This is a genomic window from Arthrobacter sp. YD4 (genome assembly GCF_030410515.1).
GTDB lineage: Bacteria > Actinomycetota > Actinomycetes > Actinomycetales > Micrococcaceae > Arthrobacter.
In genome coordinates, this window is sequence record NZ_JAUHHD010000005.1 from 209,849 (window position 1) to 226,957 (window position 17,109).

Annotated in this window: 8 protein-coding genes; all 8 read right to left on the bottom strand. The window is 71.0% G+C overall.

The genetic code is table 11. The features are described from left to right. Entirely contained in the window at positions 1–1,710 is a 1,710-nt protein-coding gene (locus QWJ39_RS13950) for a serine/threonine-protein kinase (protein WP_290258451.1), read from the bottom strand. After that, positions 1,707–3,512 carry an FHA domain-containing protein gene (locus QWJ39_RS13955; RefSeq protein ID WP_290258452.1) on the bottom strand — a complete coding sequence of 602 codons (1,806 nt, stop codon included), beginning with the start codon at positions 3,510–3,512 and terminating at the stop codon, positions 1,707–1,709. Before QWJ39_RS13955 ends, QWJ39_RS13950 begins: the two co-directional genes overlap by 4 nt. Beyond that, positions 3,499–4,542 (bottom strand): protein phosphatase 2C domain-containing protein, encoded by a 1,044-nt coding sequence (locus tag QWJ39_RS13960; protein ID WP_290258453.1) that lies wholly within the window; start codon positions 4,540–4,542, stop codon positions 3,499–3,501. Before QWJ39_RS13960 ends, QWJ39_RS13955 begins: the two co-directional genes overlap by 14 nt. After that, positions 4,539–6,023, bottom strand: a complete 1,485-nt coding sequence (locus QWJ39_RS13965) for an RDD family protein (protein ID WP_290258454.1) — start codon at positions 6,021–6,023, stop codon at positions 4,539–4,541. The genes QWJ39_RS13960 and QWJ39_RS13965 overlap by 4 nt, the downstream gene beginning before the upstream one ends. After that, the gene (locus QWJ39_RS13970; RefSeq protein ID WP_290258455.1) at positions 6,023–8,521 is read right to left on the bottom strand and encodes a transglutaminase-like domain-containing protein; all 2,499 of its coding nucleotides are present in this window, start codon (positions 8,519–8,521) and stop codon (positions 6,023–6,025) included. The genes QWJ39_RS13965 and QWJ39_RS13970 overlap by 1 nt, the downstream gene beginning before the upstream one ends. Continuing rightward, the gene (locus tag QWJ39_RS13975; protein WP_290258456.1) at positions 8,518–9,849 is read right to left on the bottom strand and encodes a DUF58 domain-containing protein; all 1,332 of its coding nucleotides are present in this window, start codon (positions 9,847–9,849) and stop codon (positions 8,518–8,520) included. Before QWJ39_RS13975 ends, QWJ39_RS13970 begins: the two co-directional genes overlap by 4 nt. Before the next feature lie 46 nt (positions 9,850–9,895). Continuing rightward, positions 9,896–10,867, bottom strand: coding sequence for a MoxR family ATPase (locus QWJ39_RS13980; protein ID WP_290258457.1), 972 nt, complete (start codon positions 10,865–10,867; stop codon positions 9,896–9,898). An 85-nt stretch (positions 10,868–10,952) separates the two neighbouring features. Next, positions 10,953–16,955, bottom strand: coding sequence for an Ig-like domain-containing protein (locus QWJ39_RS13985; protein WP_290258581.1), 6,003 nt, complete (start codon positions 16,953–16,955; stop codon positions 10,953–10,955). Positions 16,956–17,109 lie beyond the last annotated feature (154 nt).

Genomic DNA, 17,109 nt, shown 5'->3' on the forward strand with positions numbered 1-17,109 from the left:
TCACGGTTTCTTGGCGCAGCCGATGGAGGGCTGTTCCATCGGTGAGGAGGCACCGTCGGCGCGGACCATCATCACCTGGATGCAGGTCTCCCCCGAGGGATTCGGTTCCACCTGCACCTTGGGTTCGGCGGCCGCCTGGAACTCCCCCGTGCCTTGGAGGGAGTAGGTCCGCCATTTGTACTTGTCCCCCGGCTTGGGCTGCGGGTTCTTCCAGGTGAAGGTGACCTTCCCGGCCGCGTCCACGGCTCCGGTGAGGTTCTCCACGTCCGGGACCGTGCCGTTGTCCAGGGCGTCGGCGGGCGGCCGGCTGACCTGTTCGGCGGGTTTGGCGGCGGGCGCCGGGCGGGTGGTTCCGGCCACGACGCCGACGACGGCGGCCACCACCAGGACGGCGCCGGCGACGACGGCGAGCACCAGGTTGCGCCGGCTGTGGTCGGGGGCGGCGGCGCTGTCTCCGACGGCGTCGGCTGCCGCCGCGTCAGTGTCCCCCGAGGCCTGCCGGCTGGAACGGCTGACGGTGGCCGCGACGTCGTCGTCCTCCGCGGGGGCGGCCGGCGTGAAGGAGGGCACCGTACCCGGCTTCCGGACGGTGTCGGCCCCCTGCGGCGCGGCGGGCGCTCCGGCGGGGCGGCGGACGGTGTCGCTGCCGGACCCACCCTGCGGGGCCTGCTGTGGCGCCGTCGTGGGAGCCGTTGTGGCGGTGTTCGGTGCTGTTACCCCGCCGAACCGGGTGGGGAACGTGGGGCCGTGCCCGGTGGCGTCCGGGTCGATCGCCGCGATGCTGCGGACCCGGGTCTCCTCGAAGCTGTCGTCCGGGTGCGGTTCGTCGGCGCGGGGTTCCTCGAGGACCTCGAAGGGGGTCACCGAGAGATTCAGTTCGGCCTGGATGCGCTGCAGCGCCAGGGCGAAGGCATGCGCCGAGGAGTACCGCGACGCCGGGGCCTTGGCCATCGCGGTTGCCAGGGCCAGTTCCAGGGACTCGGGCACGTCGGCGCGGCCCAGCTTGGGCACGGGCATGCTGGTGATCCGGGAAATCAGCTCGCGCTGGGAGTTATCCGCGCCCGGTAGGACGAACGGGGACCGGCCGGCCAGCAGGGTGTAGAGGGTGGCGCCGAGCGCCCAGACGTCCACCAGGACGCCGTCGACCTGGCGGTCGCTGAACTGTTCCGGCGGGGACCACGGGATGGACATGCCGGCGTCCTCGTCCTGGTCCCCGGCGAGGGTGCCGGAGATGCCGAAGTCCGTCAGCGCGGGCCGGTTGTAGTCGGTGACCAGGATGTTCGCGGGCTTGATGTCCCGGTGGGCGATCCCGGCCCGGTGCGCGGTCTCGACGGCGGAGGCCACCTGGATGCCGACGGCCAAGACCTCGTCCACGCTGAAGCGCTGGCGCCGGTAGCGGACGTCCAGGCTTGGCCGGGAGCAGTACTCCATGGCCAGGTACGAGTGGCCGGCGTCGGTGATCTCGGCCTCGAAGATCGTCACGATGTAGGGGTGCGAGGAGAGCTGGGCCATCAGGTTGGCCTCGGACTCGAACCGGCGGCGGGCGCCCTCGGTCTTCAGGTCCGAGAGCAGCACCTTGACCGCCACCTTGCGGCGCGGACGGTCTTGTTCGTAGAGGTAGACGTCGGAGAAGCCGCCGGAGCCCAGCAGGCTGACGTAGCTGAAGCCGGGGATGGTGGGCGGCGGCGCGGCGGGGCGTTTGGCGTTCACAGCAGCTCCTCGAAGCGCAGCTGGATGCCGTCACCGAGTTCGGCGATGTCGCCGTCGAACACGATCGCCATCTCGCCCTGGGCGAGCCGGCGCGGGGCCTGGCCCTCACGCAGGAGCACGGTGCCATTGGTGGCCTTGAGGTCGCAGAGCATCACGTGCCAGCCCTCCAACCGGACCTCCACGTGCGAGCGGGAAATATCGCCGCCGGGGCTGGCCACCTGGATCAGGCGGGGCATGACCGCGCCCTGGACCCGGGAGACCGAGGGCTGGCGGCCGATGATCAGGGACTGGTCCAAGTCGATCAGTTCGCCGGTGGAGAGCCGGACCCGGCCGAGGCGCGGCCGCCGGACCTGCACGCCGTCGCCGGGCAGGGCCTGGCCGCAGTAGGCGCAGGCGGCGCTGGTGGGCGGGTTGGCGTGGCCCTGGGGGCAGACCCGGGCCAGGACCATGGGGCCCGTGCCGGGAGCCGGCTCCGGGGGCGACTGCAGCGGGGCCGCTCCCCTGCCGGGCAGCGCGCTCTTCATGATGGTCTGGCCGTCGTGGTCGGTATCGCCGGCGGCGGGCTGAGCCAGCGACGCCGACGCGGGGCTTTCCGGGGCCGTGTCCGGCCGGGCGAAGGCGTGAATCAACGACGGCGGACCCTGCTGGGCCCGCGGCGTGGGTGCAGTAGCAGGAGCCGGCGCGGGGGCGGCGGCCGCGCGGTCGCCGCCGGTGGCCCAGGGCACCGAATCGATCAGGCCCCCGGGCACGGCGGGCGGCGCGGGGGCCGGGGCGGGCGCGGGCTCCGGTTCCGGGGCGAAAACCGGCTCCGGTTCGGGGGCGGGCTCCGGTTCCGCGGCGGGTTCGGCCGCGGCCGTCGCGGGTTCACCGTCGGCATCCGGGTCCTCGCGGACGGCGGCGTCCTCGATGGTCCGCAGCACCGTCCGTTCCCAGAGGTGGTCGTAGCTGCTGGTGGGTTCGGCCTCGGCGGGTTCTGGCGCCTCGGGCACATCCTGGCCGGCGGCTGCGGCATCGGCAGGTTCAGAAGCGGCGGCTGCGGCATCGGCCGCTTCAGACTCCGCGGGTGCCAGATCCTCCGGCAGTTCCAGCACGGTGTCGGCAGAGCTGCCGGCGTCGCCGGATTCAGCCTCAATCCGGTCGTCGGTAACGTCTGCGGCCTCATCGGCCAGCTCGGCCTCGACAACCGCCGCCGCGGCGGCGAGCAGCACTTCGTCGCGGGGCGCCGCAGCCGCAGGTGCCACCGCTGCCGGGGTCTGCATCGTCCCGGGCGTCCCGCCGTCGAGCGTGCAGACGAGCCCCCGGAGCATCACGACGCCCTCGGCCAGCGGCAGCCGGTCCGCGGCCGCAGTCGCAGTCGCGGCCGCAGCCGCAGCCGCAGCCGAGTCACCCGTGGCCGCGGGCAGTACGGCCTCGAAACCCTCAGCGGCGGGCAGCCGGCGCTCGGTCCAGGTGGTCACGTCGCGGCCGCTGAGTTCGGTGGTGGTGCCGCCGTCGAGCCGGACGGTCAGCTCGATCTCGCCGCGGAGGAACACCCGCAGGGGCGCCGCCAGGCCCACCACGCCGAACCACGGCAGCCGGAACAGCGACCCGCCCGAGGCTGCGGTGACGGCGTCGAGCACCTCGTGGATTTCCGGGGACCGGCCGAGCAGCGCCCACAGCGGCTCCACCAGGGACCGGCCGGTATCCGGCGGCAGCAGCACGATAGTGCCGCCGCGGATGATCCCCAGCCAGTCCCCCGGCAGGTAGCTCAGCCGTGCCCGTTCCTCAGCAGCGTCAGCTGCCGCGGCGTCAGCGCTTGCCATTGCTGTCCCGGTCAGTGGTGTCGGCCACTGCGCCGTCGGGTGCCACGTCCAGGACCTCGGTCGCGGCGGAGTCGGCGGTGATGTCCTGCGTTTCAGGAATGCTGGCCGGGAGAACGTCGGTGTCGACCAGTTCCGGCCGCGGGAGCGTGTTCTCGTCCTCGGCCTCGCCGGGCGTGCGCGGGGCGGTGTGGGCGCCGCCGTCGCCGGCCACGTTGCTGGCGTCCACCACGATGCAGGTGACGTTGTCGCGGCCGCCGCTGCGCAGCGCCGCCTGGATGAGCTGGTCCACCGCTGCCTGCGGGTCCGGCTCGCCGGCAAGGATGCCGGCGATCTGCTCGTCGTCGAGCTCGCCGTTCAGCCCGTCGGAGCAGACCAGCATCCGGTCGCCCTCCTCCACGGGCAGCAGCCAGTAGTCCGCCTCGGTCTCGTCGCCGGTGCCCAGCGCCCGGGTGACCACGTGGCGGCGGGGGTGCACGGCGGCCTCGGCCTTGGTGATCTCGCCGGCGTCGACGAGTTCCTGGACCTCGGAGTGGTCCACGCTGACCTGGCTGAGCTTGCCCTGGCTGAGCCGGTAGGTTCGGGAGTCGCCGATGTTCATGACCAGCCAGTACGGCACACCGCGCTGCTCCACCACCACGACGCCGGTGAGGGTGGTGCCGGCCCGCGAGCCGGTGGCCTCGCGGATGTCCGCGTCCGCCTGGACCAGGTACTGCTGGAGTCCCGCCGCGGTGGCGTCGCGTTCCCCGGTGGCCAGCTGCGGGATTCCGGCGAGGGTTCGGACGCAGATGCCGCTGGCGATCTCGCCGGCCTCGTGTCCGCCCATGCCGTCGGCGACGGCGAAGACCGGGTCCGCGGCGATGTAGGAGTCCTCGTTCATCTCACGGCGGAGGCCCCGGTCCGTGCCGTAGCCGCAGTTAAGCCGCAGGCTGGGCGCATCGCTGGGAACACCGCTGGGGGCGCTGCCGGCCGCGCTGCGTGCGGCACCCGCGGTGGCTGCGGCGGGGGGAACGGGAGACGGCTGTGTTGTCATGCCTGTCCTAGGTAGAAGGAGCGGTCACCGAAGTGCACGGTGGAGCCGGGGCGTACGTGGGTGGGCTCTCCGGGGGCCAGCGCGGTGCGGATGCCGTCCGGGGTGGTGACGGCGCTGCCGTTGGTGGAGTTCCGGTCGGTCACCCAGATACCGCCGTCGCCGGCCTGCAGGTGCAGGTGGGTCTTGGAGATGGAGCGGCCCGGGTCGGCCACGGGGATCAGCTGCACGGCATCCTCGCCGGGGTGGCCGGCGGGGTTGCGCCCGATCAGCGAGGCGCGGTCGAGCTCGATTTCCCGGCCGTCGTCGATCCGGATCCGCAGCATGGCGAGGGTGATCGGCGCGGAGGAGTCGCCGCGGACCTGGGTGCGGTCATGATCGTCGTCGGGGTGGACGCCGAAGGCGCGGTTGTTCGCCGGCGTGCTGCGGACGGCCTCGATCGGGGCGAACCCGGCGGAAGCGGGGACGACGGCGGGCGCGGGCGCCGCGGCACCGGGTTCAGCCGCCGGGGCCGGGGCGGGTGCAGGTGCAGCCACCGCGGGCCGGGCATCCAGCCGGGCGGCACCCGCGACGGGCGAGGCGACCTGCTGGACCGGCGGCAGGTCGAGCGGGGCGAAGCTGTAGGGGCCCTGGATCCCGCCGGTGGCGATGGGGTTGCGTCCGGCGGCGACGTCGAACACCAGTGTCTTGGCGGCGGCGTCGTGCCAGCCGCGCAGCCCGTTGTTCTTGTCCCACCGGTTGGAGATGACCACCAGGACGGCCCATACGGCGGCAATCACGACGGCGGCCCCGAGGATCCACTGCGCGGCGCCGAACCATTGGAAGACCACCACCAGGACCGCGGCCACGGCGGCCAGCAGCACGCCGGCTCCGGTGATCAGCCCGCGCAGGAACACTGCGCCGCCGCCGGGGGCGTACCCGTCGGCGTCGGCGGTCCGGAGGCCCAGCACGCGGTTGCCCAGGGTGACGCCGGAACGGGACTCGAGCACCGCCTGGACGATCACGTACACCGCGGCGATGCCGAGGCCGATGCCGCCGAAGAGCACCAGCGAGGAGGTGTTGTAGATGATGGTTCCGTTGCTGCGGGTGCGGGTGACCTGCGAGAACCCGACGGCGAAGAGGATCGCCAGGACCGCCACCGGGCCCGTCCAGTCCAGCACCGCGGCCCCCAGACGCCGCTGCGCGGTCGCTGGAACCAGCTCAAGCTTGTTCGGCAACGCGGTACCTCCCCCTGGTCCGTGGACGTCCGCGCCGGCCGGCCGGGCGTCCCGTGATGTCGCGCCGCCCGGACTGTTTGGCGCTACCGGGATAGTACCGGGTCCGGGGACACTCCGCGGGGCGGCGGGGACGGCGTGGGCGGCGCGGTTGGCCAGCGGCGTCCCGCAGGCGGGGCAAAATGTGGCGCCCGGGCGGATCGGCTGCTGGCAGCGCGGGCAGCGGCTGGCGTCGGTCATGGCTCGGTGCGGGTCTTCCTGAAGCGTCACTATGGTTCCTGGGGCGGACCGGGCTCCACTGTACTAGCTGGCTTCCGGCCGGGCCGTTTCCTGTCGGGCAGCACCGGCCTGAGGCTGCGCAGCGTAAGCGCGGCGCGGCCCTCGGCCAGCAGCGAGCGGGGCGAGAACCTCGCCTGCTGGCGCCGCCAGAAGCCCATCGTCCCGGTCATTTCCTTGAGCGACCCGTCCACGATCTCCCAGTACTGGCGCACTTGGTCCTCACTGGGTTCGCCCGCGCCGAAGATGGCGGCGTCGGCGCGGTGGGCCAGCAGCGTCGTCGTGCCCTTGCTGGCGGGGAACGCCTCGCCGAGCACCACGGAGGTTTCCCGCCGGGTGGCGCGGCCGTCCACGCCGGCACCGAGGTCGGTGGCCAGGCTCAGCACCTCGCTCCAGCCGCCGCCCACACGCTGGGAGGGGTTGCCGGTGGTGAAGCGGGCCTTCCGGCGCCGGGACTTCAGCAAGGCGATCAGCAGCAGCGGCAGCGCCATCACGGCCACCGGGATGAGGGCGACGCCGATCGCGGAGAGCAGCGGTCCCCAGAACAGCCAGGGGTTGTTCTTCTTCTCATCCGCGTCCAGGGCGTCCGGGGAGGAGTCCGGCGGCAGCTCGGCCGGCTCCTGCGGCGGGGGCGGCGGCTGCAGCACCTGCGGCTTGGGCTTGGACTTGTTCTCCGGGTCAGGTGGGATCGGGACGTTGTCCTTGGGCGGGGTGGGGTCGAAGGCCACCCAGCCGACGCGGTCGAAGGCCACCTCCACCCAGGCGTGGACGTCCTTGCCGGTGATCTGCACCTGGCCGGCGCCGTTTTCCGGGCCCTTGGGGTCCGGGTAGAAGCCCATCACCACGCGGGATGGGATGCCCAGGTGCCGCAGCATCAGGGACATCGCCACGGAGTACTGCTCGTCGTCGCCGAGCATCTGCTTGGCGGTCAGCAGGGCGCGGATGCGGTTGGAGCTGTGGCCGGAGACGCTGGGCAGCTGGCCGTCGTCGATCAGGCCGTTGCTGAAGGCGCCCTTCTTCTGGAAGTGGGCCTCGATCTGCCGCACCCGATCGATCGCGGTGGGCGCGTCCGCGGCCAGGTCGTTCGCCTGGGAGCCCACCACGGGCGGGACTTCCTCGGGGTCCGGCAGGGAGTCCTTGGCGAAGTCGTACTGCGTCAACTGCCCGTGTTCGAGCATCACCGGGTCGGCCACCTGGACGCTGTAGGAGTCGCCCTTGGCCAGGCCGCGGGTGGTGACGGCGGTGTCCGTTCCCGAGTTGAAGTACAGGCCGGACGCGGCGCCGGAGCCGTCGCTGGTGAAGCTGATACCGGTGGTCTTCCGTCCGCCGGGGAGGAAGTAGCCCTGGTAGTCCTCGATGGTCACGTCGAGGGTGTAGTCCCGGGTAGGCACGACGCCGGACGAGTCCGCGAGGGTGTTCAGCGACTTGGCGTCGCCTACCTTGCTGAAGCTGCCGGAGCCGTTGGGATCCATGGAGTAGTTGGTGCCGTTGAAGGAATCAAGCGCGGCCAGGCGGACCCGGCCGTCCTTGGGCAGGCCCTTGACCAGGAAGAGGTTGTCGTCCTTTTTGTCCTTGACGAAGTTCCTGAAGCTCGCCAGCGGCGTGACGTAGTCCTTCGGGTCGAACGGCGGGACGACGGCGTTGCGCAGCACCCGACGATCGTCCCCGCCGGTGAGCAGCGGGGAGGTCACGGCGGTGGTGCCGATGGCGACGGCGATCACGCCGGCGGCGGTGCCGAGGCGCCGAAGCCGGGCGGCACGGGCCGCGGCCGGGTCCGCGTCCGGCCGGTTCACCGAGACGGTGCGGGTGCTGTTGCGGCGCAGGGCGTCCCGGCGGAAGGTGGCCCAGGCGATCGCGATCACGGTCAGGGCGGTGCCGCGCTCCACGGTCAGGAACGCGGCGTTGGTGCTGAAGGCGATCCCGGTGATGAACAGCACCAGGACCGGCAACAGCGGCCAGTACGGGTTCTTCAGCCGCCAGATCAACAGCCCGGCGGTTAGGGCGGTGAGCAGCGAGCTAAGGAACGGCACGATCAGGGTGCCACCCGCGGTCCCCACCGGCACGCCCACGGTGAGCATGTCCTTCCAGGCGAAGACGATGCCGATCAGCAGGGTCCGGAGCGATTCCAGGCTGGGCAGCACGGCGGCCAGGGCCGCGCCCGGGACGGCCAGCGCCGTGCCGAAGACCAGGTAGGCGGCGAGGGCCAGGGCGGCGGTGGCGAGGCCGCCGAGGCGCAGGTGCACGGAGGCGGAGGCGACGCCGAGGCCCAGCAGGACGCCGCCGAGGCCGGCCACGAGGTAGTACGGGTCGCCGCCGAAGCTGAGGCTGAAGCCCAGGACGCCCAGGCCCAGCAGCACGGTGAGGACGCCGGCGTCGAGCAGGTAGTGCCAGGCCGGCTGCCCGTCGCCGAAACCCGACATTGTGGCGGCGGAACGGGTGGCGGGCTTGCGGCTTGCGGGGGTGCGGTCGCGGCGCAGCGGGGTGGCACTCATGCGGCCGCCTTTCGGAGCACGATGGCGAGCTCGGCGAGGTCGCCGAGGGTGAGGACGGTCAGGTCCGCGATGTTGGCGCGGGAGGGGGCGGCGCCGGCCTGGACCCGGACGGCGAGGCTGCGGACGCCCGGCGGCACGGACGCGGCCGCGGAGCGCAGCTGCGTGGGGGTGACGTTGCTGCCGACGATGAAGAACACCACCGAGGCGTTCGGGACGGTATCGGCGAGCGTCCGGGCGAGGTCGACGGCGGTCTTCCGCTGCGACGCGCCCACGATCCGGGTCATGTCATCGAGCATGTTGCGGCCGGTCTCGCAGCGCAGCGGGCCCTGCTGGGTGAGGACGTCGAGGTTGCGCTGTTCCCGGATGGCCTGCAGGCCGATGGATGCGGCGGCGGAGATGGCGAGTTCGAACTCCTCCTCGGAGCCGTATTCGTCCGTGTTGGTCGAGAGCGAGATCGCCAGGTGGGCGCGTCGGGTCTCCTCGAACTGCCGGACCATGAGCTTGCCGGTCCGGGCCGTAGTCTTCCAGTGGATATGCCGGCGGTCATCCCCCGGCACATAGTCGCGCAGCGCGTGGAAGGACACGTCGGCGCTGGAGAGTTCGGTGGTGGGCATGCCCTCGAGGTCGCGGATAAAGCCCGCGGCGGACCCGGCGAGGGCCACGGTGCGGGGGTGCACGAACAGGTCGCGCGGTTCGGTCCAGAGCACCTGGCGGCGCAGCAGGTGCAGCGGGTCGGCGCGCACGGACCGGACCGGGCCCACCACGATCACGGCGCGGCGGGCGGTGGGGATGGTGAAGAGGTCCTCGTGAACCTGCGCCGGCTTCATCCGCGGCAGGTGGAACACCGCCGTCGCGGACCCCACCGGCAGTTCCAGGGCGGCGGGCAGCAGCGGCCGCGCCGAGGTGTTGGACACCGCGATGCTGCCGACGGCGCTGTCCCCCACCGCCACCCGCATCCGGGCGAGGTCCAGCAGGACGCCGTAGGAGGACCGGCCCAGGATGAAGCCGACGGCCAGCACGAAGAGCACGAACGCGGCGATCGCCGCCGCCTGCGCCTCCTGCCAGCCGTAGGCCTGGCCCAGGATCCAGAGCAGCACGGAGCCGGCCAGCACGGCCCAGCCGAGGACACTGACCACGGCCAGGACCGGCTGGACGTGCCGCCGGAAACGGTCGCGGACCAGCCGTGCGGCGGGGGCCAGCGCCATGGCGGCGGTGCCGCGGGCCTCGGCCCAGACGGCGGAGGGGTGCAGCCGCGCGGGCACGGCAGCCCGGGAAAAGGGCTGCTTCAGACGGTCAGCAAGCCGGGTCAGCGGAGTGCCGGTGGACATAGGGGTGGCCTTCGTTCGTGCGGGACGTGCGGAGTGAAGCGGGACGTTAGACGGCGGCGCGCTGCTGCGGGGCGGCGACGTCGGCCAGCACCCGGGTGAGCACGGCGTCGGCGGTGGCGCCGGAGAATTCCGCTTCCGGGTCCATGACCAGGCGGTGGGTCCAGACGACGGCGGCGAGGTCCTTGACGTCGTCGGGCAGGACGAAGTTGCGGCCCTGGGCGGCGGCCCAGACCTTGGCGGCGCGGACCATCGCGAGGGCGCCGCGGACGGAGACGCCCAGGCGGGTCTCCGCCGCGTTGCGGGTCTCCTCGCAGAGCCGGGAAATGTATTCGAGCACCGCGGTGTCCACGTGCGTGGTGGCGGCCAGATCGGCCATGTCCGCGACGGCCTGGGTGGTGATCACGGCGGTGATCTCCTTGGACCGGTCCTTGAGGTTGGCGCCGCCGAGCAGCTGCACCGTGGAGGCGTGGTCCGGGTAGCCGATGGAGGTCTTGATCAGGAAGCGGTCCAGCTGCGCCTCCGGCAGCCGGTAGGTGCCGGCCTGCTCGATCGGGTTCTGGGTGGCCATCACCATGAACGGCCGGCCGGCCTCGTAGGTGGTGCCATCCACGGTCACGCGGGACTCCTCCATAACCTCCAGCAGTGCCGACTGGGTCTTCGGCGAGGCGCGGTTGATTTCGTCGGCCAGGACGATGTTGCTGAAGATCGGGCCCTTGTGGAACTCGAACTTCTGCGTCTTCTGGTCGTAGATGGTCACGCCGGTGACGTCGGAGGGCAGCAGGTCCGGGGTGAACTGGATGCGGCTGTTCGAGCCCTGAACGGTGGCGGCGAGGGCCCGGGCCAGGGAGGTCTTGCCGGTGCCGGGGGCGTCCTCGAAGAGCACGTGCCCCTCGGCCAGCATGGCCGTGAAGGTCAGCCGGATGACGTGTTCCTTGCCGAGGACGGCCTGGCCGACGTTGGCGACGAGCTTGTCAAAGGTTCCGGCAAACCACTCGGCCTGTTCGGTGGTCATGGTCATGGCGTGGTCCTCTTCTGGATCGGGTGGTTCATGGGTCGGGCCGCCGGGAGGGTTTCCCGGCGGCGGCCGGGCTGTTTCGTTAGCTTCAACATTGACCGACGCCAGGGCCACGGACGTCGACCGTCGTCCATTTGACGTACCAGCCAGGATGCGGGCCGCCATCCATCTTGTACCACTTCTCGTTGTGGTTATAGATGTCGCTCCAGCATGGCGTCGGGATCCAGCCGTCAGACGTCGAAACCCAGTTGGCGTCATTTCCTCCGCACTGCGGTCCGCTGGCATCCCGGTAAAAGCGGTCCGGTACGCCTGGCTTTCCAGGACAACTGTTATTGTCGGCAGCCTTGACCCTGACCTCTGTAAGCGGGGGCGCGGGGTCCGCTCCGGAGGTGGAGGGGGCGCTGCCTGAGCCGCCGCAGCTGGTGTCGTTGCAGGCCCGGACAGCGAGCGTGTGCCGCTGGCTCCAGCCGCCGGCGTTGTGGTCGTAGCTGCGGTTCAGCCCCATGCCGGTCCAGCCGCCGCCGTCGTAGCTGACCTCGTAGCGGACGATCGGGCGGCCGTTATCGGTGGGCTGGCTCCAGGTCCAGTGCACCAGCCCGTCGCCAGGTTGCGATGTTCCACCGTTGACATTGGGCGCGCCCGGCGGCCCGTAGGGAACGGCCGAGCCGATGGCCTGGGCGTCGCCGGAGACGTTGTTCTTGGTGGACACCGCAATGATGTTCACCGTGACGTTCTTGCCGTTCGGCTGGCCGCCGATGGTGCCGCCGGGCGCGTTGATCGGCCCGGACCCGTAGGCGGTGCTCCAACGGTAGGCGATCTCCGAGGCGGTGGAGCCATTGCGCTGAGCCTGCGTCAGCGGGGTGAAGGTGACCTTCAGGTCCCCACTGCTGCCGGTCGCGGCCACGCTGCCGCCGCTGACCATGCCGGGCTTGCCGGCCGCGCGGACCGGGGCCGAGCCCGGGCTGGTGCCCGAGGTGCCGGCCTTGTTGGTGGCCGCCACCGTGAAGGTGTAATTTGCCTCCGAATTGTCCACCGTGACGTTCTGCGAGGTGCCGGCGACTTGCTGGGAATTCACCGCCGTACCGCCCCGGAGGGTCGTGAGGGTGTAGGCCGAGATCGCGTCACCGTTGTTGTTCGGCGCCGCCCAAGTGACTTTCAGCTGGCTCTGCGAACCGACCGAACCGGCCTGGCTTGCGCTTGGCGCCACCGGAGTGACGGGGACTCCGGCGGGGGTCTCCGCCGCCGAGTACGCGCTCCATTCCGAGGGATCCTTGGCGTCGTTCCGGGCCAGCAACCGCACCGTATAGGCCACGCCGTTCTTCAGGCCTTTCCAGACGTAGCTGGTGGTGGTCAGGTTCTGGATCTGGGCATTCTGGCCCGCGGGGGCCGGCGAAATCTCCAGGTCGTAGGACTTGATCGCCGAGCCCTTGGAGGCGGGCGCCGTCCATGCCACGGCCAGCTGCTTGTCACCGAACTTCAGGGTCGGCGCGGCCGGGGTGTCCGGCTTGACGTCCGGTCGCACCTCGGCGGAGGCCGGGGACGGGTCGGAGGTGTTGATGGCGTTCGTGGCCGTGACGGTGAAATGGTACTTGGTGTTGTTGGTCAGCCCGTTCAGGGTGCACGAATTGGCCGGGCAGTCCTGGCGGAAGCCGCCCTCCCCTGTCACCGTGTACTTGGTGATCGGAGAGCCGCGGTCGGCCGGCGGGGTCCAGGTCAGCAGCGCCGTCCGGTCCCCCACGCTTTGGGCCTGCGGGGTGCCGGGGGCCAGCGGTTTGTCCTTGACTGTGAGCCGGATCCGGGCCGTCGAGTAACGGGCAGAGTCGTTGGTCTTGTCACCTACTGTGTAGGACACCACCATGGTGCCGGACGCGGACGGGGTGACCTGCACGCTGTCCCCGGCCACGGAGACGTTGCCGGAGCCGGTCTCCGCGGTGGCGGCGAGGATCTTCAGCGGCGTCTCCGGGAACGGGTTCGCGTCGTTGGCCAGCACGTTGACCGTCACCGGCTTGCCGACGGCGGCGTTTTCCTCGACGTCGTCGTTGGCCACCGGCTTGGGCCGGTTGGAGGACGTCGCGGTCAGCTGGTAAGTGGCCGTCGATTCCAGGCCGCGGCGGTCCTTGGCCTTCACCTGGACCGCGCCGGTTGCGCCGGAGGCGGTGCCGTCCTTGACCGTGACCTTGAGCGTCTTGCCGTCGATCGAGGCGTCGAACCCGGCGGGCGCGTTGCCGGCGAGTTCGTACTTCATGGCGTCCACGTCACCGTCGTCCGGGTCGGTGGTGAGCTTGGCCAGGTCGGTGCTGGCGGTGTCGCCCTTGGGCACGTCCACCTGGCTGCCCAGCAGCACCGGCGGGTTGTTCCGGTTGGGGTCCGGGAGCACCTTGGTGCGGATGCTCAGGGTGGACTTCAGGCCGGCCGGGTCGTCCGGGCCGGAGCCGTCGGTGACCTCAAAGCTCAGTGATCCGGGGCCAACGTAGTCCTGGCCGGCGGTGTACTTCAGCGCGGTGCCGTCGCCCGCGACCGGGTCGGAGCCGTCCGCGCCGATCAGCTTGATCCGGTCCGTCTGGGTCAGCCGCGGCGAGCGGCCGTCGCGGACCTTGACCCACTCCTTGAGGTCGACCGTGACGGACTGGCCGGCGACCACCTCAATGACGTCGTTCTTGGCCAGCGTGGGAACCTGCTGGCCAATGCCCGGCACCCAGATGATGGCGGTGGACTTCTGGCCGTCCACGTCTTCCACGGTGTACGGAATCAGCTGCGGCCCTTCGGTCAGCTCGACGATCACATTGCCGTCGGTGCCGGGCCGCGCTGTGGGCGACTCGGTGGAGATCTTGAGGTTCTCGCCGACGCCGTCGGGGTCCTCGTCGTTTTTGAGCACGGGCACGTCGACCGCGGTCTTGCCCAGCGTCTGGGCGGAGGTGACCCGGTCGTCGCGGGCAATCGGTGCCTGCAGCGGCACGTCCTTCATGACCTTCACGGCGATCGAAGCCTGGGCGGTGGCTCCGCGGTCGTCCGCCACGGTGTAGCGGACGTTGGTGGTGCCCTCCTCCCCCGGCGCCAGCAGGATGATCCGGCCGCTCTGCTTGCTGACGGTGGCCTGCAGCTCCTGCGGGGCCTCAATCTCGTTCGCGAGGATCTTGATCGGGTCGCCGTCGGGATCGGTGTCGTTGCCCAGGGCATCGACGGCGATCTGCCGGCCGGGCCGGACCTTGACCTCGTCATCCACCGGGGTGGGCTTCTGGTTGACGTCCCCGCGCGGGGCGATGCCGACGGTGACCGTGCCGGTGTTCGAGGCACCCTGCCGGTCCACCACCTTATAGCGGAAGGTGTCGGTGCCCGCGCCGTCGCCGGCGGCGGTGAAGTCGATGAAATTGCTTCCCACGGTGGCCGTGCCCATCGACGGGGAGCTGTCGATCCCGGTCAACTGGACCGAGTCGCCGTCCGGGTCGATGCCGTCCAGTTCCACCGGGATCCGGACGGTGCCGGCGGCCACCACGCGGGCGGTCAGGTTCTTCGGCTGCGGGCGCGAGTTCTGCGCCCCCTCCAGCGGCAGGATGTGAATGGTGACCGCGGCGGCGCTCTTCTGCCCCTGCGGGTCCACGGCGTTGTAGATGGCGCGGACGGTCTTCGGAACAGGTCCGGCGATGAAGCGCAGGGTGTTCTCGGAGACGAAGCTCTTGCCGTCGGCCTCGGGGACAGGCTGCGGTAGCACCGGGTCCACCGTGAGTTTCTGGCCCTGCGGGTGGGTGTCGTTGGCCAGCACCGGAATCGTGACGACGTCGTTGACGCGCACGTTGACCTCGTCCGGCTTCGGCTGCGGGGCCTCGAGCACGGCAGGGGCGGGCACCGGGACCACGGAGACGCTGCCGGTGGCGGACTTGCTGCCGTTGGACATGGTGTAGCGGAAGGTGAACGGTTCCCGCGTGCCGACGATGTCGGTGACGCGCAGGACGCTGTGGTCGATCACGCTGACCGAGGCGGTGGAGTTCTCCGGCACCTGCACGGACTGCAGCACCAGGACCCCGCCGGCCGGGTCCGAGTCGTTGGCCAGCGGGTCCACCAGGACGCTGCCGCCCGTGGGCATGAGCGCGACGTCGTGCACGGCCACCGGGTTACCCGTGTCCTTGCCGGACTCGACGTCCACCCGGATCAGGCCCTGGGTACTTTGCGGGCCGTTGCTGGCGATGTAGGTGAGGTAAACGGGACCGGCGGTGTCGCTGCGGAAGGTGAAGGTTCCGCCGTCGGTCACGGGGCCCAGCTGGGCGGGGCCGGCGGCCTCCACCTGGGCCAGGCGCAGGGCGCCGCCGTTGGGGTCGACGTCGTTCTTCAGCGGCGCGATCACCAGGTCCTGGCCGACGACGGCGGTGACGTGGTCCGCGTTGACCACCGGCTGCAGGGCGCCGGGCGGCTGGACGTTGACGATCACCTTGCCGGTGGTGGTGGCGCGGCCGTCCCAGACGCTGACGGTGACGGTCTTCTTGCCAGGCGCGGCGCCGGAATCCTGGTAGCTGAGGAGGCCGTCGCGGCGGACCTTGACCTGGTCCTGCTCGTTGTCCGCCTTCGCGTCCAGCAGCACCAGGTCATCGCCGTCGGGGTCCATCCAGTCGGTGAGGATGTTCTGGCTGACGGACTTGCCCTGCTCCACCAGCATGGTGGTGGGCTCGCCGCGCTTGAATAGCGGGGGCTTGTTCTCGTCGGGGCCGACCACGCTGAGCGTGACGGTGCCGGCGGCGGAGAGGCCGCGGCCGTCCGCCGCGTTGTAGCCGAAGGTCTCGGTGCCGGGCTTCGCGTCCGGCGGGACGGTGATCTGGAAGGCCGTGCCGCCGTAGATGCTCTCCAGGCTGCCGGATCTCGGGCCGTCGCCGGCCACGGAGGCGGTGAGGACGTCGCCGTCGGGGTCGGAGTCGTTGTCCAGGACCGAGAGCACGGTGGTGCGGCCGGGCCGCACGCCCACGGTGTCCGGCTTGGTCTCCGGCGGCCGGTTGGGCTTGGTGCGGTCCGGGAGGATGTTGATGGTGTTGTTGTCCGCGGATTCCTGGTCCTGGTCGTTGGACTGGTTCTTCGGCGGGATGACGTCGTCCCAGTTGTTCACCAGCTGCATGTTCTGGTTGACCAGCCAGACGTTGCCGGAGTTCACGTCGTTGAGCACCACCAGGTCCCGGTTGACCCGGAAAACATAGCTCGGCGACGCCGAGGCCTTGGGCACGTCGGAGGTCTTGTCGTCGGCGTTGTTCACGCAGTCGCGGACGTACTTGTTTGCCCCGGACCAGGCCGCGTGCACGCAACCGCCCAGCTGCACCGGTGCCGCCGGCACGCCCTGGCCGCCGAACGTCACTGTCCGCGCCGTCGAACCGTCCAGCGGCACCTCCAGCAACGCCTTCGGCGTGGCCACGGCCACCGCGTCCGAGCCCGGACCGGGCTGCTGCAACTTGGCATCCTTCGCATCCGCCAGCGCCAGTTCCCGGCCGCCGGGCAGGAACAGCTTGGACCGGCCGGCGTCGAGCACCACGGGCTGGTCCCCCACCACGGTCAGCTGCACCGTGCCGGCACCCTTCAGCCCGTCCCAGGTGGCGGACTGCGAGTCAGCCGTGGGCTTCCCGGCCGTGTCGACACCCGTGACGGTGACCTTCCCGGACTTCGGGTCGACGCTGTAGATCCGGTCGTCGGAGCCGACCACGGAGACCACGCCCTGGCCGCCCTGAAGCACCGGTTCCACGTTCTCCGGATCAAAACTGTTCAGCGAAGACGGCGAGAGCGCCCAGACCGACCCCTTCGCCGGGTCGGTCACGGCGATGACCCTCGAGCCGAAGCTGACCTCCGCGGAGCCTGGCAGCTTCCGGTCCCCGCCAAGGCGCATCTGCGCCGCCGAGACCTGGTTCAACGTCGCCCCGTTAGCGTCGTCAACGAACACGGTGCCGGCATCCTGCAGGACGTCGAAAGAAGTCGACGCCGGCGTCACGGCACCATCGAGCACGCGCGACGGGTAATTCAACCGGCCGACGGCATTCTTCGACTTCGAGACCACCCAGACGCCGCCGTCATTCAAATCCACCTCAGTGGTCTTGAAACCCGGATACAACACCGCAGCCACCACCAGAACGGCCAGCGACACCACAAACCCCACAACAGAGAGCAGGCGGCGTCGGGCACGGCTCAGTCGCCGGAAACGGGGCAGCAGGGAGCCCGGTTTCCTGGCTTTCAGAGTGCTCAGAAGTCGTGTCAAGGCGTCAGTTGTCCCTCAAAAAAGT

Coding starts and splice junctions, on each gene's coding strand:
- QWJ39_RS13955 (WP_290258452.1), bottom strand. CDS start 3,512: ATGGCAAGCGCTGACGCCGCGGCAGCTGACGCTGCTGAGGAACGGGCA.
- QWJ39_RS13960 (WP_290258453.1), bottom strand. CDS start 4,542: ATGACAACACAGCCGTCTCCCGTTCCCCCCGCCGCAGCCACCGCGGGT.
- QWJ39_RS13970 (WP_290258455.1), bottom strand. CDS start 8,521: ATGAGTGCCACCCCGCTGCGCCGCGACCGCACCCCCGCAAGCCGCAAG.
- QWJ39_RS13975 (WP_290258456.1), bottom strand. CDS start 9,849: ATGTCCACCGGCACTCCGCTGACCCGGCTTGCTGACCGTCTGAAGCAG.
- QWJ39_RS13980 (WP_290258457.1), bottom strand. CDS start 10,867: ATGACCATGACCACCGAACAGGCCGAGTGGTTTGCCGGAACCTTTGAC.